This window comes from Streptomyces sp. NPDC002994, from assembly GCF_040611155.1.
Classification (GTDB): Bacteria; Actinomycetota; Actinomycetes; order Streptomycetales; family Streptomycetaceae; genus Streptomyces.
In genome coordinates this window covers 1-23,846 of the sequence record NZ_JBEXNQ010000005.1, presented here as the reverse complement: position 1 = coordinate 23,846, position 23,846 = coordinate 1, and the positions used below count along the sequence as shown (strand labels likewise).

Annotated in this window: 22 protein-coding genes and 1 pseudogene; 15 read left to right on the top strand and 8 right to left on the bottom strand. The window is 70.3% G+C overall.

Features of this window, described 5'->3' with window-relative positions:
• The first annotated feature begins 18 nt into the window (after positions 1 to 18).
• Positions 19 to 990: a hypothetical protein gene (locus tag ABZX79_RS07305; RefSeq protein ID WP_355253029.1), complete on the top strand. Its 972-nt coding sequence runs from the start codon at positions 19 to 21 to the stop codon at positions 988 to 990.
• Positions 991 to 1,114: 124 nt separating this feature from the next.
• Here the strand turns inward: ABZX79_RS07305 and ABZX79_RS07300 are convergent, their stop codons facing one another.
• Together ABZX79_RS07300 and ABZX79_RS07295 are read right to left on the bottom strand one after the other, a co-directional pair.
• Positions 1,115 to 1,801 carry a response regulator transcription factor gene (locus ABZX79_RS07300; RefSeq protein ID WP_355253027.1) on the bottom strand — a complete coding sequence of 229 codons (687 nt, stop codon included), beginning with the start codon at positions 1,799 to 1,801 and terminating at the stop codon, positions 1,115 to 1,117.
• Positions 1,802 to 1,848: 47 nt separating this feature from the next.
• Positions 1,849 to 3,051 carry a sensor histidine kinase gene (locus ABZX79_RS07295; protein ID WP_355253024.1) on the bottom strand — a complete coding sequence of 401 codons (1,203 nt, stop codon included), beginning with the start codon at positions 3,049 to 3,051 and terminating at the stop codon, positions 1,849 to 1,851.
• Between the two features lie 96 nt (positions 3,052 to 3,147).
• Here ABZX79_RS07295 and ABZX79_RS07290 point away from each other — a divergent pair, with 96 nt between their 5' ends.
• Positions 3,148 to 4,155 carry an SAM-dependent methyltransferase gene (locus tag ABZX79_RS07290; protein WP_355253021.1) on the top strand — a complete coding sequence of 336 codons (1,008 nt, stop codon included), beginning with the start codon at positions 3,148 to 3,150 and terminating at the stop codon, positions 4,153 to 4,155.
• A gap of 297 nt (positions 4,156 to 4,452) precedes the next feature.
• Entirely contained in the window at positions 4,453 to 5,595 is a 1,143-nt protein-coding gene (locus ABZX79_RS07285; RefSeq protein ID WP_355253018.1) for an NADH-quinone oxidoreductase subunit D, read from the top strand.
• Between the two features lie 26 nt (positions 5,596 to 5,621).
• Here ABZX79_RS07285 and ABZX79_RS07280 read toward each other — a convergent pair whose 3' ends face one another.
• On the bottom strand, positions 5,622 to 6,353 hold the full coding sequence (locus tag ABZX79_RS07280; protein WP_355253015.1) for a DUF899 family protein: 732 nt from the start codon (positions 6,351 to 6,353) through the stop codon (positions 5,622 to 5,624).
• Positions 6,354 to 6,401: 48 nt separating this feature from the next.
• A complete protein-coding gene (locus ABZX79_RS07275; RefSeq protein ID WP_355253691.1) occupies positions 6,402 to 7,532 on the bottom strand; it encodes a DUF5937 family protein in 1,131 nt (376 codons plus the stop codon).
• A gap of 106 nt (positions 7,533 to 7,638) precedes the next feature.
• Here ABZX79_RS07275 and ABZX79_RS07270 point away from each other — a divergent pair, with 106 nt between their 5' ends.
• Entirely contained in the window at positions 7,639 to 7,866 is a 228-nt protein-coding gene (locus ABZX79_RS07270; RefSeq protein WP_355253012.1) for a hypothetical protein, read from the top strand.
• Between the two features lie 298 nt (positions 7,867 to 8,164).
• Here ABZX79_RS07270 and ABZX79_RS07265 read toward each other — a convergent pair.
• Positions 8,165 to 8,634, bottom strand: a pseudogene (locus ABZX79_RS07265) (beta-eliminating lyase-related protein); the annotation flags it as partial.
• 205 nt (positions 8,635 to 8,839) lie between these two features.
• Here ABZX79_RS07265 and ABZX79_RS07260 point away from each other — a divergent pair.
• From ABZX79_RS07260 to ABZX79_RS07215, 10 genes are all read left to right on the top strand, one after another.
• On the top strand, positions 8,840 to 9,814 hold the full coding sequence (locus ABZX79_RS07260; protein WP_355253009.1) for a DUF2520 domain-containing protein: 975 nt from the start codon (positions 8,840 to 8,842) through the stop codon (positions 9,812 to 9,814).
• Positions 9,811 to 10,842, top strand: coding sequence for a pantoate--beta-alanine ligase (gene panC, locus ABZX79_RS07255; protein ID WP_355253006.1), 1,032 nt, complete (start codon positions 9,811 to 9,813; stop codon positions 10,840 to 10,842). The genes ABZX79_RS07260 and panC overlap by 4 nt, the downstream gene beginning before the upstream one ends.
• Positions 10,839 to 12,590 carry an L-aspartate oxidase gene (locus ABZX79_RS07250; protein ID WP_355253003.1) on the top strand — a complete coding sequence of 584 codons (1,752 nt, stop codon included), beginning with the start codon at positions 10,839 to 10,841 and terminating at the stop codon, positions 12,588 to 12,590. The genes panC and ABZX79_RS07250 overlap by 4 nt, the downstream gene beginning before the upstream one ends.
• 2 nt (positions 12,591 to 12,592) lie before the next feature.
• Positions 12,593 to 13,588, top strand: a complete 996-nt coding sequence (nadC, locus tag ABZX79_RS07245) for a carboxylating nicotinate-nucleotide diphosphorylase (protein WP_355253000.1) — start codon at positions 12,593 to 12,595, stop codon at positions 13,586 to 13,588.
• A gap of 3 nt (positions 13,589 to 13,591) precedes the next feature.
• Complete coding sequence (locus ABZX79_RS07240) at positions 13,592 to 14,398, top strand: type III pantothenate kinase (RefSeq protein WP_355252997.1); 807 nt, start codon at positions 13,592 to 13,594, stop codon at positions 14,396 to 14,398.
• Between the two features lie 115 nt (positions 14,399 to 14,513).
• Positions 14,514 to 15,080: a hypothetical protein gene (locus ABZX79_RS07235; protein ID WP_355253689.1), complete on the top strand. Its 567-nt coding sequence runs from the start codon at positions 14,514 to 14,516 to the stop codon at positions 15,078 to 15,080.
• A gap of 14 nt (positions 15,081 to 15,094) precedes the next feature.
• The gene (locus tag ABZX79_RS07230; protein WP_355252995.1) at positions 15,095 to 15,280 is read left to right on the top strand and encodes a hypothetical protein; all 186 of its coding nucleotides are present in this window, start codon (positions 15,095 to 15,097) and stop codon (positions 15,278 to 15,280) included.
• A gap of 109 nt (positions 15,281 to 15,389) precedes the next feature.
• The gene (locus tag ABZX79_RS07225; RefSeq protein WP_355252992.1) at positions 15,390 to 15,854 is read left to right on the top strand and encodes a BlaI/MecI/CopY family transcriptional regulator; all 465 of its coding nucleotides are present in this window, start codon (positions 15,390 to 15,392) and stop codon (positions 15,852 to 15,854) included.
• Positions 15,855 to 15,863: 9 nt separating this feature from the next.
• Positions 15,864 to 16,382: an amino-acid N-acetyltransferase gene (locus ABZX79_RS07220; protein WP_355252989.1), complete on the top strand. Its 519-nt coding sequence runs from the start codon at positions 15,864 to 15,866 to the stop codon at positions 16,380 to 16,382.
• A gap of 144 nt (positions 16,383 to 16,526) precedes the next feature.
• Complete coding sequence (locus ABZX79_RS07215) at positions 16,527 to 16,862, top strand: Lsr2 family protein (RefSeq protein WP_214973995.1); 336 nt, start codon at positions 16,527 to 16,529, stop codon at positions 16,860 to 16,862.
• Here ABZX79_RS07215 and ABZX79_RS07210 read toward each other — a convergent pair.
• The gene (locus ABZX79_RS07210; RefSeq protein ID WP_355253687.1) at positions 16,841 to 17,428 is read right to left on the bottom strand and encodes an SCO3374 family protein; all 588 of its coding nucleotides are present in this window, start codon (positions 17,426 to 17,428) and stop codon (positions 16,841 to 16,843) included. The two genes, ABZX79_RS07215 and ABZX79_RS07210, sit on opposite strands and share 22 nt — an antisense overlap.
• Positions 17,429 to 17,887: 459 nt before the next feature.
• On the opposite strand from ABZX79_RS07210, the gene ABZX79_RS07205 reads away from it, so the two are divergent.
• Positions 17,888 to 20,416 (top strand): ATP-dependent Clp protease ATP-binding subunit, encoded by a 2,529-nt coding sequence (locus ABZX79_RS07205; protein WP_355252985.1) that lies wholly within the window; start codon positions 17,888 to 17,890, stop codon positions 20,414 to 20,416.
• 54 nt (positions 20,417 to 20,470) lie between these two features.
• Here the strand turns inward: ABZX79_RS07205 and ABZX79_RS07200 are convergent, their stop codons facing one another.
• Both ABZX79_RS07200 and dacB read right to left on the bottom strand, forming a co-directional pair.
• Complete coding sequence (locus tag ABZX79_RS07200) at positions 20,471 to 21,565, bottom strand: PDDEXK nuclease domain-containing protein (RefSeq protein WP_355252982.1); 1,095 nt, start codon at positions 21,563 to 21,565, stop codon at positions 20,471 to 20,473.
• Between the two features lie 95 nt (positions 21,566 to 21,660).
• A complete protein-coding gene (gene dacB, locus ABZX79_RS07195) occupies positions 21,661 to 23,358 on the bottom strand; it encodes a D-alanyl-D-alanine carboxypeptidase/D-alanyl-D-alanine-endopeptidase (RefSeq protein WP_355252979.1) in 1,698 nt (565 codons plus the stop codon).
• Between the last annotated feature and the right edge of the window lie 488 nt (positions 23,359 to 23,846).

The window sequence follows — 23,846 nt, the reverse complement described above, 5'->3', positions numbered from 1 at the left end:
CACGGTAAATTTCAGGCCATGCCACGTGGACGCCACCGCCATTCCCCACCCCTGCACAGGATCCTTCCGCCTTCGGCGGTCGCCGGCGCGTCAATACTCTGCGCCGCCGGTGCCTGGTTGTTCGCGGAACCGGTGGTGCTGCGCGGTCTGGTCGCGGCCGCGGCCGCCGCGGCGGTCACCGGTGCGGTCCTCATGCGCGGCTGGGACCGTGCGGCGGGCCGGCGTGTAGCCGAATTGTCGCGGGCCCGTGCGAGCGACGAGTGGAAGACCGAGGAGCGAATAGCCGACCTCGAATCGGACCTCGAGGAGTCGCGCGAGCTGCGCGCCAAGCTCGACGCGAAACTGCGCACGAAGCGGGTCGAACTGGCCGCCCTGCGCGGCGAGCACGCCGCGCTCCTGCGGCGTTACGCGACGGCGGAGACCGAGCGGGCCAGCGCGCTGGAAGGCCGGCGGCTGCTGGCCATCGAGGCGGCGGCCCCCGCCAAGGCGTTGCCGGCTGCGGGAAGTTCGCCGACGCCGTCCGCGTATCTGAGGGCGTCCATGGCGCTGGACAAGCTGTCGCGCAACGCGGCGGAGCAGGAATCCCGGAAGTCGCGGGAGTCGCGGGAGGAGCCCGGGGGGAAGCCGGAGGGGAAGCCCGAGGCGGCCGCCGGTAGCGACGCCGTGCCCTCCCCGGAGCACGCTCGCCCGTCGTCCGCCGTTGTGCCGCGCCCCATCCCGGCCCCCTCCGCGGTCGTGCCGTACGCCACCCAGCGCCGCCGCGCGTCGCGCACCCAGGGCGGCTTCGACTTCTTCGGCACCCAGAAGTCGGCCGCGGCGGCGATCGAAGCCGTCCAGAGCGAGGACCTCGCGGACGTGGTGGGCGAGGAGGCGCTGGCCGATGCGCGTCGGGCATCCGATGGTCGCGTGGTGGGCCAGGTCATCGACCTGACGGCCCACGACGAAACGGAACAACTCGACGTGGCGGTCCTGCGCAGCGCGATCTCGTAACCCCGGGGGCCCGGCTGGGGCTCCGCCCCAGACCCCGCTCCTCAAACGCCGGAGGGGCTGGATGGTGCGGCCGAACGCAGCCCGTCCGGCGGCGTGGGGAAAAAGCCCCGCGCAGCGGTACGCCCTACGCCGAGTGCGGGCCGCCGCCGGCCCGTACCAGCCCCGACTCGTACGCCAGCACCACCACCTGCACCCGGTCCCGCAGGTTGAGCTTGGTCAGGATGCGGCCAACGTGCGTCTTGACCGTGGCTTCCGACAGGACCAGCCGCGCCGCGATCTCACCGTTCGACAGCCCCTGCGCCACGAGCAGCATCACCTCCCGCTCACGTTCGGTGAGCCGCGCCAGCGCGGTGTCGACGGCCTTCGTCTCCTTGCCCGTGCTCGGAAGCATCGGCGAGAAGCGGTCCAGCAGCCGCCGCGTGGTCGACGGCGCGACAACCGCGTCACCGCTGTGCACCGAGCGGATCGCGGCCAGCAGTTCGGCCGGCGGCACGTCCTTGAGCATGAAGCCGCTGGCCCCGGCCTTCAGCCCGGAGAAGGCGTACTCGTCCAGGTCGAAGGTGGTCAGGATGAGCACCTTCGGAGCGTCAGGATCCGCGCAGATGCGCCGCGTCGCCTCGACGCCGTCCAGCCTCGGCATCCGTACGTCCATCAGCACGACGTCCACCGCCGTGGAACGCAGCACCTCGATCGCCTCCGCCCCGTCGCCGGCCTCCGCGACGACGTCCATGTCCGGCTGGGCGGCCAGGACCATCCGGAAGCCGGTGCGCAGCAGCACCTGATCGTCTACGAGCATCACGCGGATGGACATGGGGTGGGGTGCCTTTCGTCGGCGTAGCCAGGGTGGTGGCGGGCAACTCAGTGGGCCGGTTTGAGCGGTAGCAGCGCGCTGATCCGGAAGCCGCCGCCCGGCCGCGGCCCCGCGTCGAGCGTGCCGCCGACCATACCCACGCGCTCGCGCATGCCGATCAGGCCGTGTCCCCGACCGTCCGCGCCACCGTCCTCGTACAGTTCGTGCGCCGCGCCCCGCCCGTCGTCCTCGACCAGCAGCCCGAGCCCGTCGTCGAAGTACACGAGCCGCACGCTCGCACCCGCCTCGGGCCCGCCGTGCTTGCGCGTGTTGGTGAGGGCTTCCTGCACGATGCGGTACGCCGTGAGCTCCACCCCGCTCGGCAGCGGCCGCGGCGTGCCCTCGACCTTGAAGTCGACGCTCAGTCCGGCGGTCCGTACCTGCTCGACGAGATCCTCGATCTGCTCGACGTCGGGCTGCGGCACGTACTCGCCGCCCACCGCCTGCTCACCGGTCCGCAGCACACCCAGCAGCCGCCGCATCTCTGCCAGCGCCTGGCGGCCGGTCGTCGAGATGGTCTCCAGCGCCTGCCTCGCCTGCGCGGGCGAGGCGTCCAGGACGTACGCCGCGCCGTCCGCCTGGACGACCATCACGGAGACGTTGTGCGCGACGACGTCGTGCAGTTCGCGGGCGATACGGGCCCGCTCGGCGGCGACGGCCACCTTCGACTGCGCCTCGCGCTCCTTCTCCAGGCGCGCGGCGCGCTCCTCCAGCTCGGCGAAGTACGCGCGCCGGGTGCGCATCGAGTCGCCGAGGACCCACGCCAGCGCGAAGGGGAGCGCCATGACGACCGCGAAGAAGACCGAGGCGAGGACCGTGCCGTCCTTGTCGGCCGGCCAGCGCAGCTGCGCGAGCGGAGCCGCCGCGAGGCCGCCTACGAGCGCGACCCGGGATATCCAGCGGGGCCCGTCGCTCGCGGCGACGGTGTAGATGATGACGAGCATGGCCCAGTCGGCCGGATTGACCTCCACGTCCAGCACGAGCTGCGCGACGCCCATCAGGACGGCCAGCAGCAGCATCCTCTGCGGCGCGCGGCGGCGCAGGGCGACCACGAGGCAGAGCAGCGTGATGATCGGGACGGCCGCGATGCGTGAGTCGCTGCCCATCGACGCCTGGACGGCCCACAGCAGGGAGAACCCGAGGAGCAGCACAGCCCAGAAGCTGTCGACACTCGTCGGGTGCCTGCGGATGAAATCGTAGAGGCGTTGCACGTAACCCAGCGTAGGGAAAACGAATAGGTGCAGGGGTCAACCGGAGGGGCGATCCGGTGGCCTGGAGCCTACTCCCCAAGGTGGAGACTTGGTGCCGTGACGGATGAGTGGCAGGGGTGGCGGGAGGCGGCGGAGCAGGCGCTCTACGGCCCCGAAGGTTTCTACGTGCGCCCCGACGGCCCCGGCCCGTCCGGCCATTTCCGTACGTCGGTGCACGCCTCCGCGCTGTTCGCGGGGGCGGTCGCGCGGCTGCTGGGGGACGTCGACGAGGCGCTCGGGCGGCCACGGGAGCTGGCGCTGGTCGACGTGGGGGCGGGGCGGGGCGAACTGCTCTCGGCGGCACTCGCGGCGCTGGCGCCAGAACTTTCGGCGCGCGTGAGGGCGTACGCGGTGGAGCGCGCGCCCCGGCCGACGGGCCTGAACCACCGCATCGAGTGGCTCGCCGAACCCCCGTCGGGCGTCGCCGGGCTGCTGTTCGCGAACGAGTGGCTGGACAACGTCCCGGTGGACGTGGCCGAGACGGACGCGGCGGGTGTCGCGCGGTACGTGCTCGTACGCCGACAAGACGGCGAGGAGCGCCTGGGCGACCCGGTGGCCGGGCCGGACGCGGAGTGGCTCGCGCGCTGGTGGCCGCTGCCGCCGGACGCCGAGCCCGGGCTGCGGGCCGAGATCGGCCGCCCGCGCGACGAGGCGTGGGCGGCGGCGGTCGCGACGCTCGACGCGGGCCTGGCCGTCGCGGTCGACTACGGCCACGAGCGGGCGGCGCGTCCGCCCTTCGGCACGCTGGCCGGCTTCCGGGCGGGCCGCGAGGTACGCCCGGTCCCGGACGGCAGTTGCGACATCACGTCCCACGTCGCGCTGGACGCCTGCGCGCTGCCCGGCGCGGAGCTGCTGCCGCAGCGCGAGGCGCTGCGCCGCCTGGGCGTAACGGCCGACCGGCCCCCGCTGGCCCTGGCGACCACGGACCCGGCGGCGTACGTACGAGCGCTGTCGGGAGCGGGCGAGGCGGCGGAACTGACGGCCCGAGGCGGCCTGGGTGACTTCACCTGGCTAAAACAGCCCGTCCCACACCCTGAACCGACGCTCGCCCGCCCGTCCGGCTGAGCGCGACGTTCGCCCCGCTGGGCGGGGGACGCTCGGCTGACCGTCCGGCGGGGCGTGGTGCTCACCCCGTAGGGCGGCGGAGGCTCGGCTGAACTGTCCGGCGGTGCGTGAGGGGGCGTGTCGGGGCGCTCCCCGCAGGGTGTCGAACGCAACCACCCCGAAGGACCGCGAGTACCCGAACGTTCGGCACCCGAGGAGACGCCCCGGCACGTCACCGCCCCCGCACCCCGGCACGCCCTCCCGCACGCCCCCGCACCCGCGCGGCCGCGGCGATCCCGGCGGGGGGATACTGGCCTCATGACGGAGACCATGGTCGGCATCGGCGGCGCGGCGGAGAGCACCGACATGGTGCTCAACATCGGCCCGCAGCATCCCTCCACGCACGGCGTCCTCCGCCTCAGGCTCGTGCTCGACGGAGAGCGCATCCAGCACGCGGAGCCGGTCATCGGCTACATGCACCGCGGCGCGGAGAAGCTTTTCGAGGCCCGCGACTACCGCCAGATCGTGATGCTCGCGAACCGCCACGACTGGCTGTCCGCGTTCTCCAACGAGCTGGGCGTCGTCATGGCCGTCGAGCGCATGCTCGGCATGGAGGTCCCGGAGCGCGCGGTCTGGACCCGCACGCTCCTCGCCGAGCTGAACCGAGTCCTCAACCACCTGATGTTCCTCGGCTCATATCCCCTCGAACTGGGCGGAATCACCCCGGTCTTCTACGCGTTCCGCGAGCGCGAAGAGCTGCAGGCGGTCATGGAGGAGGTCTCCGGCGGCCGCATGCACTACATGTTCAACCGGGTCGGCGGCCTCAAGGAGGACCTTCCCGCGGGCTGGCTCGGCCGGGCCCGCGAGGCCGTGGCGGACGTCCGGTCCCGGATGGACGTGTACGACGAGCTCGTCATCGGCAACGAGATCTTCCGCGGCCGTACGCGCGACGTCGGCGTACTGTCGCGCGAGGCCGTCCACGCGTACGGCGTCAGCGGCCCGATCGCCCGCGCCTCCGGCGTCGACTTCGACCTGCGGCGCGACGAGCCGTACCTCGCGTACGGCGAGCTCCAGGACACCCTCAAGGTCGTCACCAGGACCGAGGGCGACTGCCTCGCACGCTTCGAGATCCTTCTGGAGCAGACGCACAACTCTCTGGACCTGGCGGACGCCTGCCTGGACCGGATGGCCGGGCTCGCGCCCGGTCCGATCAACCAGCGGCTGCCCAAGGTGCTGAAGGCCCCGGAGGGGCACACGTACGCCTGGACCGAGAATCCGCTCGGCATCAACGGCTACTACCTCGTCTCGAAGGGCGAGAAGACGCCGTACCGGCTGAAGCTGCGCTCGGCGTCGTTCAACAACATCCAGGCCCTGGTGGAACTGCTCCCGGGAACGCTCGTCGCCGACATGGTGGCGATCCTCGGATCGCTCTTCTTCGTCGTGGGCGACATCGACAAGTGACGAGCCCGCCTCAGTAGCTCAGCAGCTCAGTAGCTCAGCTGTTCGTCCCAGTCCGTTCCGCGCCCGTCCGGCGTGAGGTCGAACAGGTTCCAGAGCGGTTCGATGGTGCCGAGATGCCGTGGGCCGTGCGCGGGATCATCGGTGGGCGCGTAGAGCAGCTCCGAGCCCCAGAAGTGGCGGATCTCCTCGCCGTCGCGCCGGAACACGTTCAGCATCGGCATCGACGCCCCGTCCGCCGTCTCCGCCAGATAGTCGCGCCGGTATGTATTGCCGGCGGCGGACAGGAGCCGCAGCCGCCGCCAGCCGCGCTCCTCGGCGAAGGCGAGAAGCCGAGGCAGCGGCGCTTTAGCCACGACCGCGAAGTTGACGCGCTGGGTGACGTGCTCGACGGCGCCGTCGAGCTGATCGAGGATGGCCGTACACGACGGGCACGGTCCTTCTTCGAGCCTCAGCTGCGCGGTACGTCCCTCCTTCGGCCCCGGCCGGTCGTCGCCGGGATCGCGCGGGAACATGAAGCCGTAGATCACCAGCGAGTCCTTGCCGGGCGCGAACAGCTCCGAGAGCCGCACGTCCGCCGGAGCGCCGTCGGGCCCCGCCCCCTGGAAGACGTAATCCTGCGGAACCAGCCCGCCCGGCGGCAGCCTGCGCCTCGCGGCGGCCACCGCCTCGGTGGCGCGGCGCAGCGAGACCTCCTGCAGCAGCAACCGGTCGCGTGCGGCGCGGTACTCCGCCGATTCACCAGGAAACGTCACAGCCATACCTCCAGCGTGTGGTCTGCGACGGTCCGCGGCCAGTCGGTACTCGTCTCAGCGCAGGACGGCCTCCAGAAAGTCGCTGCCCAGCCGGGACACCACCTGGAGGTCCAGGCCGTGCAGGACGTAGCGGCCGCGGCGCTGGGTGGTCAGCAGGCCGGCCTTCCGCAGGATCGTCAGGTGCCGGGAGACCTCGGGGGCGGTGATGCCGTGTGCCTCGGCGAGCTCGCCCGTGGTGTACGGGCTGCGGGCGAGGTTCCGGCACAGGCGCATGCGCATCGGGTGGGCCAGCGCCTCCATCCGCAGCTTCAGCAACTCCACCGAAGCGGGGCACGGCAGTTCGGGGGCGCCGACCGGGTAGTGGATCACCGGACGCCAGCCCGGGGCGTGCAGGATCGACAGGTGCGGCCAGCCGAAGCTGGACGGGACGAAGGTGAGGCCCGCGCCGACGGCAGGCTCCACGGCGCTGGTGCGGCCCTCGGCCAGCTTGTCGGCGTGGATACGAACTCTCGCCCCGCCCGCGCCCCGGCTCTCCTTCAGCGTCAGCGCGGAGGACACGGCGTGCAGCGCCTCGGCCAGGCCCTTGTGGCGCAGCACTTCGCCGTTGTGCCGGGCGTCGGCGGCCAGCTGGACCCGTATGCGACGCCAGGTGTCCGCGAAGAACGCCTGGTCGCAGTCCTCGAACAGCCGCCGCAGCCAGGCCCGTACGGACGCCGGGTCGGCCAGCAGCCGACGCGCGAAGTCCGTCTGCTTCGGCCCGCGCGCGGCGGCCAGGTCCAGGGCGCGGTCGCGCATCGCCCGGTCGACGAGGGGGGACGGGCTGACGATTCCGTACGTACTGGAGCAGGTGAACTCCAGGGCGGCCGAGACGAACCGCTCGTCGTCCAGCCGGTCCAGCGCGTCCAGGTCCTCGCTGAGCGTCGCGCCCGTCCTGCCGTCGCCGCCGCGTACGCCGGCGAACGGCATGAACACGTCCGAGAACGTACTCCGCCACAGGAATTCCGCCTCGCTCAACCGGTCGGCGAGGTCCGGTTTGAGGGAGGCGGCGGTCGCGGTCGCCCAGCCGTGCAGCCCCGGGTGGTGGCCGGGTTCGGACAGGGCGTGCAGGGCCATGCCGAGCTCCGCCAGCGGGGAGGTCTCGAAGGCGATGCGCTCGGGCGGCAGGCCGGTGATGTCGATGGACACGCTCATGGGCTCCATCGTGCCCGGCGCCACTGACAGTCGGGCCGTCGATTGACGGGGCTCGTCAAACGAAGCGCGTTGCCGGGGGCGGCGTACGCATGGTGAGGACATGAACGCCACTCAGCAGCACATGCTCGACGTCTACCGCGCCGCCCAGCTCGGCTCTCCTGCTCCGCCGGCGCCCGGCCTCAACGACTGGCAGGTGGTTCGGGAGGTCCGCGACCACCAGCGCGTCCGGGCGGTGGTGGAGGACCGGCCCGCGCGGAGCCGCCGCCTTCGGACCGCGCTGGCGAACCTTTTCGCCTCGTCCACTCGTAGCTCCAGCGCGTGCGGCTAGGGGGTGGGCACGGGTTCCCTGCGGGGCTTGTCCCCTACCCGCCCCTTCCCGAGCCTGGGGGCAAGCCCCCAGCCCCCAGACAACACAGACGCCCTACGGGCGTGTCCTCAAACGCCGGACGGGCTGGATGGTTGCCGCAACGCGGCACCCTTCAGCCCCTCCGGCGTTTGAGGAGCGGGGTCTGGGGCGGAGCCCCAGTTCGGGAAGGGGCGGGTCGGGGAAAGCCCGCCGCAGGCGGCTCTCGCCCGCACCGGCGCCACCCCTAAACCCCCTAAACCGCCAACCGCCCCGTGAAGTCCGCCGCCGCCGCCACCTTCGCGTGCGCGACGTACTCCGGCAGTCGCGGCAGCTCCCGCTCCAGGCCGAGCAGTACCGCCCCCGACATCCCGTCCAGCGACGTGTAGAAGGACACGTACACGCTGTCCGCCAGCTCGGCGATTTCCGGGAGCGTACGCCCGAAGTGGGGGGCGCACTCCCATAGTCGCGCGCCGTCGAAGTGCACCACCGCATCGCGTTCTCGCGCCGCCTCGACGACCGCCGTCAGCTCCTCCCACGACGGCAGTACGAAACCGGCGTCCCGTAGCGGCAGTTCCCGCGGCGCGTGCGTCGGGTGCACCGTACGCAGCCCGCTCACCACCGACAGCGCTCGCCGCTTCCAGACCCAGCGTCCGCGCGACACGCCGCTCCAGCCTCGGCGACGACACCGTCGCCGTACACCTCGGTCCACTCCTCCAGGTCGTACGCCGAACCGGCATCCGCCACCAGCGCCTTTCATGCGGTCAGCCTGCGCCGGCGCTGCTCCCGCTCCTGCTCCTCCCGCTGGTCTCTGTCATCAGCCGATCATCGCGTACCGTGCGGCCTCTGCCCACAGCCTGTGGACAGCGAGGCAACCGCACGAAACGCTGGCGTAGCATGACGAGAAATCGTCCGGTACCCCCCGCGGACTGGAACGGAAGGCCGTCCCCGCGTGAACGTGAACGCACCAAACGCAGCACACGAGTCCCTGGACGCCAGGGACCGCCCGGCCCGCCTCACCGTCGGCGTGGTCGGAGCCGGCAGAGTCGGCCCCGCACTGGCCGCCGCGCTGCAGCTCGCGGGCCATCGCCCGGTCGCCGTCTCCGGCGTCTCGGACGCGTCCGTACGCAGGGCCGCGACGCTCCTGCCCGACGTCCCGCTGGTCACCCCCGCCGAGGTCCTTGCCCGCGCCGAGCTCGTCCTGCTGACCGTTCCCGACGACGCCCTGCCGGGCCTGGTCGAGGGACTCGCCGAGACCGGCGCCGTACGCCCCGGACAGCTGATCGTCCACACCTCCGGGCGGTACGGAACGCGCGTCCTCGCACCCGCCCGGCGCGCCGGCGCGCTGCCGCTGGCCCTGCACCCCGCCATGACGTTCACGGGAACGTCCGTCGACGTGCAGCGGCTGGCGGGCTGTTCCTTCGGCGTCACCGCGCCCCAGGAGCTGCGTCTCGCGGCCGAGGCCCTGGTCATCGAGATGGGCGGCGAGCCCGAGTGGGTCGCCGAAGAGTCGCGCCCGCTCTACCACGCGGCCCTCGCCCTCGGCGCGAACCACCTGGTCACCCTGGTCGCCCAGTCGATGGAGCTGCTGCGCACGGCCGGCGTCGAGGCGCCCGACCGGATGCTCGGGCCGCTCCTCGGCGCCGCCCTCGACAACGCCCTGCGCTCCGGTGACGCCGCACTCACGGGGCCCGTCGCGCGCGGCGACGCGGGAACGGTCGCCGTGCACGTCGCGGAACTGCGCAAGCACGCGCCGCAGGCCGTCGCCGGATACCTCGCCATGGCCCGTACGACCGCCGACCGCGCCCTCGCGCACGGACTGCTCAAGCCGGAGCTCGCCGAGGACCTTCTCGACGCACTGGCCGACGGGACCGACGGGGCCGACGGAACCGACGGAACCGACGGGGACAAGACCACGGGAGAGGACCGATGAGCCGCGCTTTCGAGCTCGTCCCCACGCGCGAGGACCTCCAGTACGTCCTCGACCACTCCGGCGCCCCCGGCCGCACAGCCGTCGTCATGACCATGGGCGCCCTGCACGAGGGCCACGCGACGCTGATCCGCGCCGCCCGCAAGCACGTCGGACCCAAGGGCTTCGTCGTCGTCACCGTCTTCGTCAACCCGCTCCAGTTCGGCGCCGGCGAGGACCTCGACCGTTACCCCCGCACCCTCGACGCCGACCTCGCGCTCGCCGAACAGGCCGGTGCGAACGCCGTGTTCGCCCCGTCCGCCGACGAGGTCTACCCGGGTGGCGAACCGCAGGTCCGTATCGCCGCAGGACCGATGGGCGGGCGCCTCGAAGGGGCGTCCCGTCCCGGCCACTTCGACGGCATGCTGACCGTCGTCGCGAAGCTGCTGCACCTCACTCAGCCCGACGCCGCCTTCTTCGGGCAGAAGGACGCCCAGCAGCTCGCCCTGATCCGCCGCATGGCGCGCGACCTGAACTTCCCCGTCGAGATCATCGGCGTACCGACGGTCCGTGAGGACGACGGCCTGGCCCTGTCCAGCCGCAACCGCTACCTCTCGCCCGCCGAGCGCCGCACCGCGCTCTCCCTCTCCCGCGCGCTGTTCGCCGCCCGCGACCGGCTGATCGCCCTGGAGGCCCTGCACGAGCGTGCGGTCGCCCAGGGCGCGGTGACGACGCCCGCGCGCGTGGCCGCCCTCGCGGGCATCGGTGAGGCGCGTGCGGCGGCCGACGCGCACGCCGTCGAGCAGGCGGGCCACGCCGACCTGAGCGGCCCGGCCGCCGTCCGCGCGGCAGCGGCCGCCGTCCTGGACGAAGCCTCGCGCTTCGACCCCGCCCTCACCCTCGACTACGTCGCCCTCGTCGACCCCTCCGACTTCACCGAGGTCCCCGACACCTACAGCGGCGACGCGATCCTCGCCGTGGCCGCCAGGGTCGGCGCCACTCGCCTGATCGACAACGTCCCGCTGACCTTCGAGCAGGGAGCTTCGGCATGACCCGCACTGGCATACGGCTGAAGGCCCCCGCCCCCGGCTGGACCGTCGACGCCGACGTCGTGGTCGTCGGCTCCGGCGTCGCGGGCCTGACCGCCGCCCTGCGCTGCACCGCCGCCGGCCTGCGTACGGTCGTCGTCACCAAGGCCCGCCTGGACGACGGTTCCACGCGCTGGGCGCAGGGCGGCATAGCCGCCGCCCTCGGCGACGGGGACACCCCCGAACAGCACTTGGACGACACGCTCGTCGCGGGCGCGGGCCTGTGCGACGAGGAGGCCGTACGGACCCTGGTCACCGAGGGCCCCGACGCCGTACGCCGGCTGATCGACACCGGCGCCCTGTTCGACACCGACCCCGAGTCGGGCGTCATCCAGCTCACTCGCGAGGGCGGCCACCACCGCCGCCGCATCGCCCACGCGGGCGGCGACGCGACGGGCGCCGAAATCTCCCGGGCGCTGGTCGAAGCCGTACGGCTCGCCTCTCTTCGTACGATCGAGAACGCCCTGGTCCTGGACCTGCTGACGGACGCCGACGGACGTACGGCGGGCGTCACGCTGCACGTCATGGGCGAGGGCCAGCACGACGGCGTCGGCGCCGTCCGCGCCCCGGCCGTCGTCCTCGCGACCGGCGGCATGGGGCAGGTCTTCTCGGCCACCACGAACCCCTCCGTCTCGACCGGTGACGGTGTCGCGCTCGCCCTGCGCGCGGGCGCCGAGGTCTCGGACCTCGAATTCGTCCAGTTCCACCCGACCGTGCTCTTCCTCGGCGCGGACGCGGAGGGCCAGCAGCCGCTCGTCTCCGAGGCCGTACGGGGTGAGGGCGCCCACCTCGTCGACGCGGACGGCGTCCGTTTCATGCTCGGGCAGCACGAGCTGGCGGAACTCGCCCCGCGCGACATCGTCGCCAAGGGCATCATGCGGCGCATGCGCGAGCAGGGCGCCGAGCACATGTACCTGGACGCCCGGCACTTCGGCGCCGAGATGTGGGAGTCCCGCTTCCCGACCATCCTGGCGGCCTGCCGCTCCCACGGCATCGACCCGGTCACCGAGCCGATCCCGGTGGCCCCCGCGGCCCACTACGCCTCCGGTGGCGTACGGACAGACCTGTTCGGCCGTACGTCGGTCCCGGGCCTGTACGCGTGCGGTGAGGTCGCCTGCACGGGCGTGCACGGCGCGAACCGGCTCGCCTCGAACTCCCTCCTGGAGGGCCTGGTCTTCGCGGAACGCATCGCCGACGACATCGCGGCCGCCCGCCCCGCCACCCCCGGCCCGGCCGTGCAGAGTGCGGAGGCTCCCGGTCCGCTCCTCGACCCGGCCACCCGCATCGAGATCCAGCGGATCATGACGGCGGGCGCCGGAGTGCTCCGTTCCGCGGCCAGCCTCGACCATGCCGCGGACGCCCTGGAGATCCTGTACCGCAGCGCGGCCGCCGAAGCGGATCAGGACCAGGGGAGCGCCCAGGGCGCCGCCCAGGACATCGCCCAGGACGCCGCCCACGACACCAAGGAAGCCGAGCCCGGCGTGGACGCATGGGAGGCCACCAACCTCCTCCTCGTCTCGCGCGTCCTGGTCGCCGCCGCCCGCGCCCGCGAGGAGACCCGCGGCTGCCACTGGCGCGAGGACCGCCCCGACCGCGACGACGCCGGCTGGCGCCGCCACCTGGTCGTGCGGCTCACCCCCGAGCGCACCCTCGCCGTACACCGCACCGAATCCGCGTCATTCCCGCCCGTAAAAGCTCAGAGGGAGCAGTAACCGTGAGTACGCCCGACAACCCCCAGCTCCTGCCGACCGCGTCCGGCGGCTGCGGCGACTCCTGCGGCTGCGGCGGTGAGGAGGAGACGTACGAACTCGACACCGCCGAGTGCGGCCTCGACCCCGACCTCGCGCAGCTCCTCGTCGCGGCGGGCCTCGACCCGATGGAGGTCGAGGACGTCGCGAACGTCGCCCTGGCCGAGGACCTCGCCCACGGTGTGGACGTGACGACCGTCGCGACGGTCCCCGAGGACGCCGTCGCGACCGGCGACTTCACGGCTCGTGAGCCGGGCGTCGTGGCGGGCCTGCGCGTCGCCGAGGCGGTCCTGTCCATCATCTGTACGGACGAGTTCGAGGTCGAGCGGCACGTCGAGGACGGCGACCGCGTCGAGGCCGGGCAGAAGCTGATCAGCGTCACCACCCGCACCCGCGACCTGCTCACCGGCGAGCGCAGCGCGCTCAACCTGCTGTGCCGCCTGTCGGGTATCGCGACCGCCACGCGCGCGTGGGCGGACGTTCTGGAAGGTACGGGCGCCAAGGTCCGCGACACCCGCAAGACCACTCCCGGGCTGCGCTCCCTGGAGAAGTTCGCGGTCCGCTGCGGCGGCGGCGTCAACCACCGCATGTCCCTCTCGGACGCGGCGCTCGTCAAGGACAACCACGTGGTCGCGGCGGGCGGCGTGGCCGAGGCGTTCACGCTCGTACGCAAGGCGTTCCCCGAGGTCCCGATCGAGGTCGAGGTCGACACGCTCGCCCAGGTGACCGAGGTTTTGGAGGCCGGCGCCGACCTGATCCTCCTGGACAACTTCACCCCGGAGCAGACCGCCGAAGCGGTCGCTCTCGTGAACGGCCGCGCGACGCTCGAATCGTCCGGCCGCCTCACCCTGGAGAACGCCCGCGCGTACGCCGACACGGGCGTCGACTACCTCGCCGTCGGGGCGCTCACGCACTCCTCCCCGATCCTCGACATCGGTCTCGACCTGCGCGAGGCGAAGTAACCCATGCTGCTCACCATCGACGTCGGCAACACCCACACCGTCCTCGGCCTGTTCGACGGGGAGGAGATCGTCGAGCACTGGCGCATCTCCACCGACGCCCGCCGCACGGCCGACGAACTCGCCGTACTCCTCCAGGGCCTCATGGGCATGCACCCGCTGCTCGGCGACGAGCTGGGCGACGGCATCGAGGGCATCGCGATCTGCTCGACCGTCCCGTCCGTGCTGCACGAGCTGCGCGAGGTGACCCGCCGGTACTACGGCGACGTCCCCGCGGTGCTCGTCGAACCGGGCATCAAGACGGGCGTACCGATCCTGATGGACAACCCGAAGGAGGTTGGCGCGGACCGCATCATCAACGCGGTCGCGGCCGTCGAGCTCTACGGCGGCCCGGCTGTCGTCGTCGACTTCGGTACGGCGACGACCTTCGACGCCGTATCGGCGCGTGGTGAGTACGCGGGCGGCGTCATCGCCCCGGGCATCGAGATCTCCGTCGAGGCGCTCGGCGTCAAGGGCGCCCAGCTCCGCAAGATCGAGCTGGCCCGGCCGCGCAGCGTGATCGGCAAGAACACGGTCGAAGCCATGCAGTCCGGCATCGTGTACGGCTTCGCGGGCCAGGTCGACGGAGTCACCCAGCGCATGGCGCGCGAGCTCGTGGGCCCGGACGGCGACCCGGACGACGTGACGGTCATCGCGACGGGCGGCCTGGCACCGATGGTGCTGGGCGAGTCCTCGGAGATCGACGAGCACGAGCCGTGGCTGACCCTGATCGGCCTGCGCCTGGTGTACGAGCGGAACGTCGCCCGGATGTGACCGCGGGCGTTCACTGCGGGCCGTCCGCCGCGCCGTCGTAGATCAATTAAACAGATTTTGTCCGTTTGGTGCGTATTGTTACTGCATGCCCACGCCATACGGATCCCGTGGCGGCATGGCGTTCAGCGCGGACGAGCTGCGTGTGCTCCGACGCGCCCTCGCCATCGCCCTCCATCCCGCGTCACTGTCCGACGAAGACGTCCAGGACTGTCTGCGCCTCGCCGGCTCCCTGGACGAGGCGGTCCGCGAGGCGGGCCGGCTGCGCGCCTTTCTCCTCGCCGACCTCGCCCGCTACCGCGACGCACTCCCAGCGGCCGCAGGCGGCTATCTGGGGCTGCTCCAGGACGCCCTGGCCACCGGCTACCAGCCGGTCCCGGACGATCTCGTGGCGCTGCGCGGGCTGCGCGGCACGCCAGCCGGCGCGGCGCTCCTCGACCGCTGCCGGGCCATCGCGGAACAGTCCGTACGGGCCCGCCTGGCCGGCCGCAGCGCCGCACCCCTGCCGCGCACCCGGCTGCTGGCCATCGCGGGCGGCCGTACCGCCGGCGCCGACCAGCCGCCGAAGCCCAAGCAGCCGGCGCCCGACCGCGAGCCATCGGAGCGTCCTATGCCGAAGCCTTCCGAGGTCTTCCCACCACGTAAGCGCCCGGTGCCCCCGCGGGAACAAATGGTGGCGGGGTAGCTACTCTGGTCGGCATGGACTACGTTTCCGCGCTCCTGCCCCCCGTGGTGATGGCCGCGTTCTTCATCGCCCTGGTCACGACGATCGTCAAGTCGCAGGGTGGTACCAACAAAGCCAAGGAAGACGCGGCCGTGGACGCCACGATCGCCCGCGCCGAGTCCGCCCGGCAGGCGGGAACGCCCAAGACCGGCGATGCCTGACCCGGCGCAGCCCGTACTTCACGAGGGCGTACGGCTCATTTCGAGTCGTACGCCCTTTTCGCTGCGCAAATAACCTGCCATTACCGAAATCTCCCACTATGGTGGCGCTGTGCCTCGCCAATTGGGAGAGCTGGAAGACGCCGTCATGACGCGCGTGTGGCAGTGGAACCGACCGGTGACCGTCAGGGAAGTCCTTGAGGACCTTCAGAAGGAACGGTCCATCGCCTACACCACGGTCATGACCGTAATGGACAATCTCCATCAGAAGGGCTGGGTCCGCAGGGAAGTCGAGGGCCGCGCCTATCGATATACGGCTGTCTCCACCCGGGCCGCCTACTCGGCCGCACTGATGAACGAAGCATGGTCGACCAGTGACAACCCCGCAGCGGCTCTTGTCGCCTTCTTCGGCATGATGTCGGCGGAGCAGCGCGAAGCTCTTGAGGACGCGATGCGCGTCGTTCAGCGCGCAGATCCCGCGGCAGATCCCGCGGCAGATCCCGCGGCAGATACCGCGCCCGCTCGACCCGCCGGCCCCCAAGAGGGCGCCGAGAGCCCCGAGGGCCCGGGGCGATAGCGTCGACGTATGCCGTCAGAGCAAAAAGCCATCACCGTCCGGCGGGCGAGGACCAGTGATGTGCCATCCGTACGCAGTCTCGTCGACACGTACGCGCAGAAGAGGATCCTGCTCGACAAAGCGAACGTGACGCTTTACGAGGACATCCAGGAGTTCTGGGTCGCGGAACGCGACGAGGATGCCGCCGTGGTCGGCTGCGGTGCGCTGCACGTGATGTGGGAAGACCTCGCCGAAGTGCGAACTCTCGCCGTGGATCCGTCCTTCAAGGGCGCCGGAGTGGGACATCAAGTGCTGGACAAGCTGCTCCAGACCGCGCGCTGGCTCGGCGTACGCAAGGTTTTCTGCCTCACCTTCGAAGTCGAGTTCTTCGTGAAGCACGGCTTCGTGGAGATCGGAGAGGCGCCGGTCGACGGAGATGTCTACAGCGAGCTGCTGCGTTCCTATGACGAGGGCGTAGCGGAGTTCCTGGGTCTCGAACGAGTGAAGCCGAACACCTTGGGCAACAGTCGGATGCTTCTGCACCTGTGATCGTCAGAAGCTGTCAGAGCCCTATGTCCGAAACGCGCACGTTTCCCGTCTTCTTGAGGTACTGAACCTCCACCGGGGGTTTGTGTTTTCCAGGGAAAAGCGGTTTCCTTTCCGCGTACTGCATTTTCGATGAAAGGAAATCCGGTGGCACAGAAGGTTCAGGTCCTTCTTGTCGATGACCTCGACGGTGGCGAGGCGGACGAGACTGTGACGTTCGCTCTGGATGGCAAGACCTACGAGATCGACCTCACCACCGCGAACGCGGACAAGCTCCGTAGTCTGCTCGACCCGTACGCCAAGAGCGGGCGGCGCACCGGTGGCCGTGCGGCTTCCGGTCGTGGCAAGGCGCGCGCGGCGGCGGGCGGCAACCAGAACACCGCCGAGATCCGTAAGTGGGCCAAGGCGAACGGTTACAACGTGAATGACCGCGGCCGTGTCCCGGCCGACATCCGTGAGGCCTACGAGAAGGCCAACGGCTGAGCATTCGCGTAAGCGGAATTCGCACGCAACAAGCGGGCCCGGTGGCATTCCGTCGCCGCCGTGCCCACGAGTCGTACGAGACCGGGTGTTTCCCCACGGCACCCGAGTCCGGCGAAGGCCGGCAGGGTCGGTTCCACCTCGTGCCGCGGCTCGGGGGGCCGCAGCCAAATGGCGGCCCCCTGCGAGTGAGCCCATCCGGGCGGTGAGGGTGCGGTCATCCGCCCACCAGCGCCCAGCGCGCGTAGGTCAAGGGCCACGCCGCCCCACTCCAGCCAGTCGAGCAGGCCGGGGAGCTCCTCGGCGCTCCCCGCGGCCACCAGCAGCCGCATGCGCTGTCCCATGAGCGCGACGGGACCCATGAGCCCCGCGTGACGCCGCAGTACAGCGAAACCCGCGTCCGCAGGCAGCTCCAGTACGTCGAAGCGCAGACCGGTCAGCAGCTGCACCGGCAGGCCGGCGCCGCTCACCGCGGTGGCCCAGCCGAGCTCGTGTTCGTACCACCGCGCGATGCCGTCTTCGGGCGGCGAAGGCATCGGTGTGCTCGGCATGCGCGGGAACGGGACCATGGGCGTCATGTCCGGACCAACTCCTGAGATGCTCCGGAGTTACGCTGCGTCCGCGTCCGACTGCGCTGCGTCGATGTTGTGGGGGCGTGCGGAGGCATTCGGCGGCGCAAGGATGTTCGCCCGTAGCTGAGGGAACTGGGGCGCGCCGCATGGAGTGTCAGTGCTTACGGGTAAGACATTCCTAGTGGGAAGGGTCGACACGGCTGCCGAACCGTCTCACGTTCGCCATGGGCGTAGTGGATGGACGGGTATCTGTTTGGCCTGCGGGAACATCGTCTCCCACCATCAGGTTGGAGCAGGTGTCGGCTGTTCGGCAGCTCGATTCCCCGCGGAGGCGGGGGTGATCCGGACGGATGTCGGCAGTTGGAATGAGCTGTCCCGTCCTGCGGGACTAGCATGCGGAAGGACTGGGAGGGGACCGACCCCTCACTGACCGACCGCTCTGAGGAGCGATTAACGATGTTCGAGAGGTTCACCGACCGCGCGCGGCGGGTTGTCGTCCTGGCTCAGGAAGAAGCCCGGATGCTCAACCACAACTACATCGGCACCGAGCACATCCTCCTGGGCCTTATCCACGAGGGTGAGGGTGTCGCCGCTAAGGCCCTGGAGAGCCTCGGGATTTCGCTCGAGGCGGTCCGCCAGCAGGTGGAGGAGATCATCGGTCAGGGCCAGCAGGCTCCGTCCGGTCACATTCCCTTCACCCCCCGTGCCAAGAAGGTCCTGGAGCTGTCGCTCCGCGAGGCCCTCCAGCTCGGCCACAACTACATCGGTACAGAGCACATCCTGCTCGGCCTGATCCGCGAGGGTGAGGGCGTCGCCGCCCAGGTCCTCGTGAAGCTGGGCGCCGATCTGAACCGGGTGCGGCAGCAGGTCATCCAGCTGCTCTCCGGTTACCAGGGCAAGGAGACCGCCGCTGCCGGCGGCCCGGCCGAGGGCACGCCCTCGACCTCTCTCGTCCTGGACCAGTTCGGCCGCAACCTGACGCAGGCCGCCCGCGAATCCAAGCTCGACCCGGTCATCGGGCGCGAGAAGGAGATCGAGCGGGTCATGCAGGTGCTGTCCCGTCGTACCAAGAACAACCCGGTCCTCATCGGCGAGCCCGGCGTCGGAAAGACGGCGGTCGTCGAGGGACTGGCGCAGGCCATCGTCAAGGGTGAGGTGCCCGAGACCCTCAAGGACAAGCACCTCTACACCCTCGACCTCGGCGCGCTCGTCGCCGGTTCCCGCTACCGCGGTGACTTCGAGGAGCGGCTGAAGAAGGTCCTGAAGGAGATTCGCACCCGCGGCGACATCATCCTGTTCATCGACGAGCTCCACACCCTGGTGGGTGCGGGCGCCGCCGAGGGCGCGATCGATGCGGCTTCGATCCTGAAGCCGATGCTGGCGCGTGGTGAGCTCCAGACCATCGGTGCGACGACGCTCGACGAGTACCGCAAGCACCTCGAGAAGGACGCAGCGCTTGAGCGCCGCTTCCAGCCGATCCAGGTGGCGGAGCCTTCCCTCCCCCACACGATCGAGATCCTCAAGGGCCTGCGCGACCGTTACGAGGCGCACCACCGGGTGTCCATCACGGACTCGGCGCTGGTCGCGGCGGCCACTCTGGCCGACCGCTACATCTCGGACCGCTTCCTGCCGGACAAGGCGATCGACCTGATCGACGAGGCCGGTTCCCGGATGCGCATCCGCCGGATGACCGCACCGCCGGACCTCCGTGAGTTCGACGAGAAGATCGCGGGCGTCCGTCGCGACAAGGAGTCGGCGATCGACTCCCAGGACTTCGAGAAGGCAGCTTCTCTGCGCGACAAGGAGAAGCAGCTCCTCGCGGCCAAGGCCAAGCGCGAGAAGGAGTGGAAGGCCGGCGACATGGACGTCGTCGCCGAGGTGGACGAGGAACTGATCGCGGAGGTCCTGGCCACGGCCACGGGCATCCCGGTCTTCAAGCTCACCGAGGAAGAGTCTTCCCGCCTGCTGCGCATGGAGGACGAGCTGCACAAGCGCGTCATCGGCCAGAAGGACGCCATCAAGGCCCTCTCGCAGGCGATCCGCCGTACGCGAGCAGGCCTGAAGGACCCGAAGCGCCCCGGTGGCTCGTTCATCTTCGCCGGTCCGTCCGGTGTCGGTAAGACCGAGCTTTCCAAGACGCTCGCCGAATTCCTCTTCGGCGACGAGGACGCACTGATCTCCCTCGACATGTCGGAGTTCAGTGAGAAGCACACGGTTTCCCGTCTCTTCGGTTCTCCCCCCGGTTACGTGGGATACGAAGAGGGTGGACAGCTCACCGAGAAGGTGCGCCGCAAGCCGTTCTCCGTCGTTCTCTTCGACGAGGTCGAGAAGGCCCACCCCGATATCTTCAATTCCCTGCTCCAGATTCTGGAAGACGGTCGCCTGACCGACTCCCAGGGCCGGGTCGTGGACTTCAAGAACACGGTCATCATCATGACGACCAACCTCGGGACCCGGGACATCTCCAAGGGCTTCAACCTGGGCTTCGCGGCTCAGGGCGACGTCAAGACCGGTTACGAGCGCATGAAGAACAAGGTCAACGAAGAGCTGAAGCAGCACTTCCGCCCCGAGTTCCTCAACCGTGTGGACGACACGGTCGTCTTCCACCAGCTCACCGAGGAAGACATCATCCAGATCGTCGACCTCATGCTGGCCAAGGTGGACGAGCGCCTGAAGGACCGCGACATGGGCATCGAGCTGAGCTCGGAAGCCAAGTCGCTGCTCGCGAAGAAGGGCTACGACCCGGTCATGGGCGCCCGGCCGCTGCGCCGGACGATCCAGCGGGAGATCGAGGACATCCTGTCCGAGAAGATCCTCTTCGGCGAGCTGCGTCCCGGCCACATCGTGGTCGTCGACGTCGAGGCCGAAGGCGACGCGAAGAAGTTCACCTTCCGAGGCGAGGAGAAGTCGGCCCTGCCCGACGTCCCCCCGATCGAGCAGGCAACGGGCGGCAGCAGCGGCCCGAACATGTCGAAGGACGCGTAACAGCGCCCTGCAAAGGGGTGGCCCCGGAACCATTCGGTTTCCGGGGCCACCCCTTTACGCATGTCCGTTGTTGTTGCCGTTGCCGTGGTTGTCGCTGCTGCTGTCGATGGCGCCCTGGACGACGCGGGCGAGGTCTTCCTCGGTGGGCAGCAGGGCCTTGGCCGCGGGCGGGAGCATGGAATACGTGCTGACGGTGAGCGGGCGGTTGCTGGTCTCCAGGGCGGCCTGCATGACTGCCTTGTTGCGCTCGGCCACGACGAGGAAGCCGAGGGTTTCGTCGTCGCGCTCCGGGTCGCGGACCATCTTGTCCACGACGTTGGTGTAGAAGCTGAGCTTGCCGATGTGCTCGGGGAGAGCTGCCGTGGTCTTGAGTTCGATCACCACGTAGCGGTGCAGCTTGAGGTGGTAGAAGAGCAGATCGATCCGGAACTCGTCGCCGCCGATGAAGACGGAATACTGCCGGCCGACGAAGGCGAAGCCGTAACCGAGTTCGGTGAGGAACCGGATGATGTCGGCGACGATCGCGTCCTCGAGTTCGCGTTCGGTGTGGCGGGAGTCGAGGCCGAGGAAGTCGAGCCGGTACGGGTCCTTGGCGATCTCCTGGAGCACGGCGGCTCCGTCGGGGATGGTGGCGGAGAAGTTGTTGTCGGCGGCGCCCTGGGTGAGGTGCAGCTGCTGCGCGATGGACTGCTCCAGCCGGTCGCGCGACCAGCCTTGCTGGACGGCGTTGGACGCGTAGAAGTCCTGCTCGGAGCGGGTCTTGAGGCGGGTCACGAGGGTGACGATGTGGCCCCACGGCAATTGTGCAACGGGCTGTTGCACAATTGGCTCCGGCCAGGACCGGGCCATCTGGTGCATGTACATGAGATTGCGCCGGGAGAAGCCCCGCTGGTTCGGGAACGTCGTCCTCAGGTCCGCCGAAAGACGGTCGACGACCTTGGTGCCCCAGCCCTCCTCCTTCTGGCGGGCCAGGATGTGGTGCCCGATCTCCCAGTGCATCTGGATGAGTTCGGTGTTGATTACCCGCCGAGCGCGGGTGCGTGCACGGGAGACGGACTCCTTGACCTCGCCCAGCAGGTCGCCGTACCAGGACGGCAGGGTTCCGGGCTGGGCGGGGACCAAGGCTTTGCTGTCGGTGCTCTTGCTCATGGTGCAGACGCTCGCGCATCCATGCCGTTTACGTACGTGGGTTTTCTGTAGCTCCGCCGAACGAGTGAGTGAGTGAGTCGGTCGGGTGCGCTTTCTCAGCAGAGCGACGGCTTGCGCCAGGAGCATTCGAGGGTGGAGTCGGTGGCCTCGGTGGTGGGGGTGGCGGCGCGTTGGGTGGTGGGGCGTACGAGGGTGGTGGTGGTCTTGGTTGAGGAGGCGAGGGTGGTCACGATCGCGTCCTCGATGCTTTTGACTGACGAGGCCAGGTGGTTGTTGAGGACGATGCTGTAGACCAGCTCGCGGCCGCCCGCGTCCGTGACGTATCCGGAGAGTGCGGAGGCGCCGGTCAGGGTGCCGGTTTTGGCCCGGGCGTTCAAGGCGGCGGGGGTCTTGCACATGCGGGAGCGGAGGGTGCCGCCGGTCGCTCGGTCGGGGGCGCAGGCGACGGGGAGGGACGCGTACCAGTCGGCGTACCAGGGCGCGGTGCGTACGGCGAGGAGGAGTTTGGCGAATTCGGCGGCCGGGATGTTGTTCATCCGGGAGAGGCCGGAGCCGTCGACCTGGCGGAGGGTGGCCGTGTTCACGCCCTCCTTCTTGAGGTAGGTGGCGATGCCGGCGAGGCCCGCGCTCCAGGTGCCTTTGCCTGTGGTCTCGTAGCCGATGGTCTTGGTGAGGGCCTCGGCGTGCATGTTGTTGGAGAGCTTCATGAAGGGACGGATCAGCTCTTTGAGCGGCATGGAGGTGTGGGCGGCGAGGGGCTTGGCGTCCTTGGGGGTGGGGCGGCTGAGGTGGGTGCGGCCTGTGATGCGTACGCCGCGGGCGGTCAGGGCGTCGGCGAAGACGGCGGCGGCGTAGCCGGTCGGCTCCCAGACGGTGACCCACTCCTTGGTGGCGTTCGCGCCGAGGGGGATGTTGCCGGTGATGCTGATGGTGTTCGAGCCGTGCCGGCGTTCGATGGTGAGGGTGTTCGGTTGGCCTGCGGGGACGGTGGTGGCGCCGCGCATGTCGAGATCGACGTAGTCGGTGCGGGGGGTGAGGGCGAGTTCGGGAGCGGCGCCCGGTTCGGCGCCTGGGGTGGCCGCGACGATGACCGTGCCGGAGTCGTAGTCGGTGTCCGGGGCGACGGTCAGTGCCGAGATCTGAGCGGAGTAGTACGACGATTCGTCGTCGGCGGCCCAGGAGCGGCCGAGGCGCTGGGCGTCGAAGCGGGTGTCGTCGGCGATCAGGCGGCCCGTGATTCGTTTGATGCCGGAGTCGGCGACCTGGGCGGCGAGTTTGTCGTAGTCCGCGGCGAGGGTGGTGGGGTCGCCGGTGCCGCGCAGGTAGAGGTCGCCGCGGAGTACGGAGCCGTTGCGGCTGCCGGTGGTGAGGGCTTCGGTTCGGTAGCGGTAGTCGGGGCCGAGCAGGGCCATGGCTGCGACGGAGGTTGGAACCTTGGTGTTGGAGGCGGGCATCAGGCGGTCGGCGCCGTCGCGCCGGTACAGCGTTTCGCCGGTGGTTGCGTCGGCGACTACGACGCCGGCGGCGCCGCCGTCGAGGCGGGAGTCGGTGAGGATCGTGTCGATGGCCCCCTTGAGGCCGGTGTCGGAGGGGCCGGCGACGGTTGTGGTTGTTGAACTCCAGGTGAGTGTGCAGGCGAGGGCGACGGCGACGATGGCGGTGGAGGCCGTGCGGCGAGTCAGGGGGGTGCGGGGAGTGCGGCGAGTGAGGAGGGTGCGGGGAGTGAGGAGGGTACGGGGAGTGCGGGGCGTAGGGAACGTGCGGCGCTTGGCGCGGATCACGGGTCTACTCATGGCACAGGAGCATCCCGGACGGGGGCGGCGGGGGGAAGGACGCCAGGAGTTGGGTGGGTCGCGGGGCTTCGGGCGGCCTGGGGCGTTGGTCGCTTCTGCGATGGGGGCCGCCACATGTAAGTGTGGCGGCGGAGGCCCGCCCCTCAAGGGCGCTCCTGCGTCGCGTCGCCTACGGCGATTGCGCTGCGCTTAACCCTTGACAGTGAGGATGGGGGTGGCGCTGCTTGGGGGGTGTGACTCGTCCCTTGACTGACGTTGTGGTTGTCCTTCGGCGGAATCGTCGGCCGTCTGGGCGGTGCCGTCATACGCGTCGCCGGTCGGAAGGCCTGTGACTTCATAGGAGCCCGGCCAAAGGTCCCGTCACTGTCTTGTCCGGCTTTCCGACCGGCGCGGGTGCACTGTCCTCACGCGTCGCACGGAAGGCAGCACGTATCAGCATGGCAGACGAGACAGCGGTGGTCGGCGGCGTCGACACCCACACCGATTTC

Bases quoted from the DNA above. Each gene is read 5' to 3' on its own strand.
- ABZX79_RS07300 (WP_355253027.1), bottom strand. From the start codon at position 1,801: ATGTCCATCCGCGTGATGCTCGTAGACGATCAGGTGCTGCTGCGCACC.
- ABZX79_RS07230 (WP_355252995.1), top strand. From the start codon at position 15,095: ATGGACTACGTTTCCGCGCTCCTGCCCCCCGTGGTGATGGCCGCGTTC.
- ABZX79_RS07210 (WP_355253687.1), bottom strand. From the start codon at position 17,428: ATGGTCCCGTTCCCGCGCATGCCGAGCACACCGATGCCTTCGCCGCCC.
- ABZX79_RS07285 (WP_355253018.1), top strand. From the start codon at position 4,453: ATGACGGAGACCATGGTCGGCATCGGCGGCGCGGCGGAGAGCACCGAC.
- ABZX79_RS07235 (WP_355253689.1), top strand. From the start codon at position 14,514: ATGGCGTTCAGCGCGGACGAGCTGCGTGTGCTCCGACGCGCCCTCGCC.
- ABZX79_RS07205 (WP_355252985.1), top strand. From the start codon at position 17,888: ATGTTCGAGAGGTTCACCGACCGCGCGCGGCGGGTTGTCGTCCTGGCT.
- ABZX79_RS07270 (WP_355253012.1), top strand. From the start codon at position 7,639: ATGAACGCCACTCAGCAGCACATGCTCGACGTCTACCGCGCCGCCCAG.
- panC (WP_355253006.1), top strand. From the start codon at position 9,811: ATGAGCCGCGCTTTCGAGCTCGTCCCCACGCGCGAGGACCTCCAGTAC.
- ABZX79_RS07200 (WP_355252982.1), bottom strand. From the start codon at position 21,565: ATGAGCAAGAGCACCGACAGCAAAGCCTTGGTCCCCGCCCAGCCCGGA.
- ABZX79_RS07240 (WP_355252997.1), top strand. From the start codon at position 13,592: ATGCTGCTCACCATCGACGTCGGCAACACCCACACCGTCCTCGGCCTG.
- ABZX79_RS07250 (WP_355253003.1), top strand. From the start codon at position 10,839: ATGACCCGCACTGGCATACGGCTGAAGGCCCCCGCCCCCGGCTGGACC.
- ABZX79_RS07280 (WP_355253015.1), bottom strand. From the start codon at position 6,353: ATGGCTGTGACGTTTCCTGGTGAATCGGCGGAGTACCGCGCCGCACGC.
- dacB (WP_355252979.1), bottom strand. From the start codon at position 23,358: ATGAGTAGACCCGTGATCCGCGCCAAGCGCCGCACGTTCCCTACGCCC.
- ABZX79_RS07305 (WP_355253029.1), top strand. From the start codon at position 19: ATGCCACGTGGACGCCACCGCCATTCCCCACCCCTGCACAGGATCCTT.
- ABZX79_RS07220 (WP_355252989.1), top strand. From the start codon at position 15,864: ATGCCGTCAGAGCAAAAAGCCATCACCGTCCGGCGGGCGAGGACCAGT.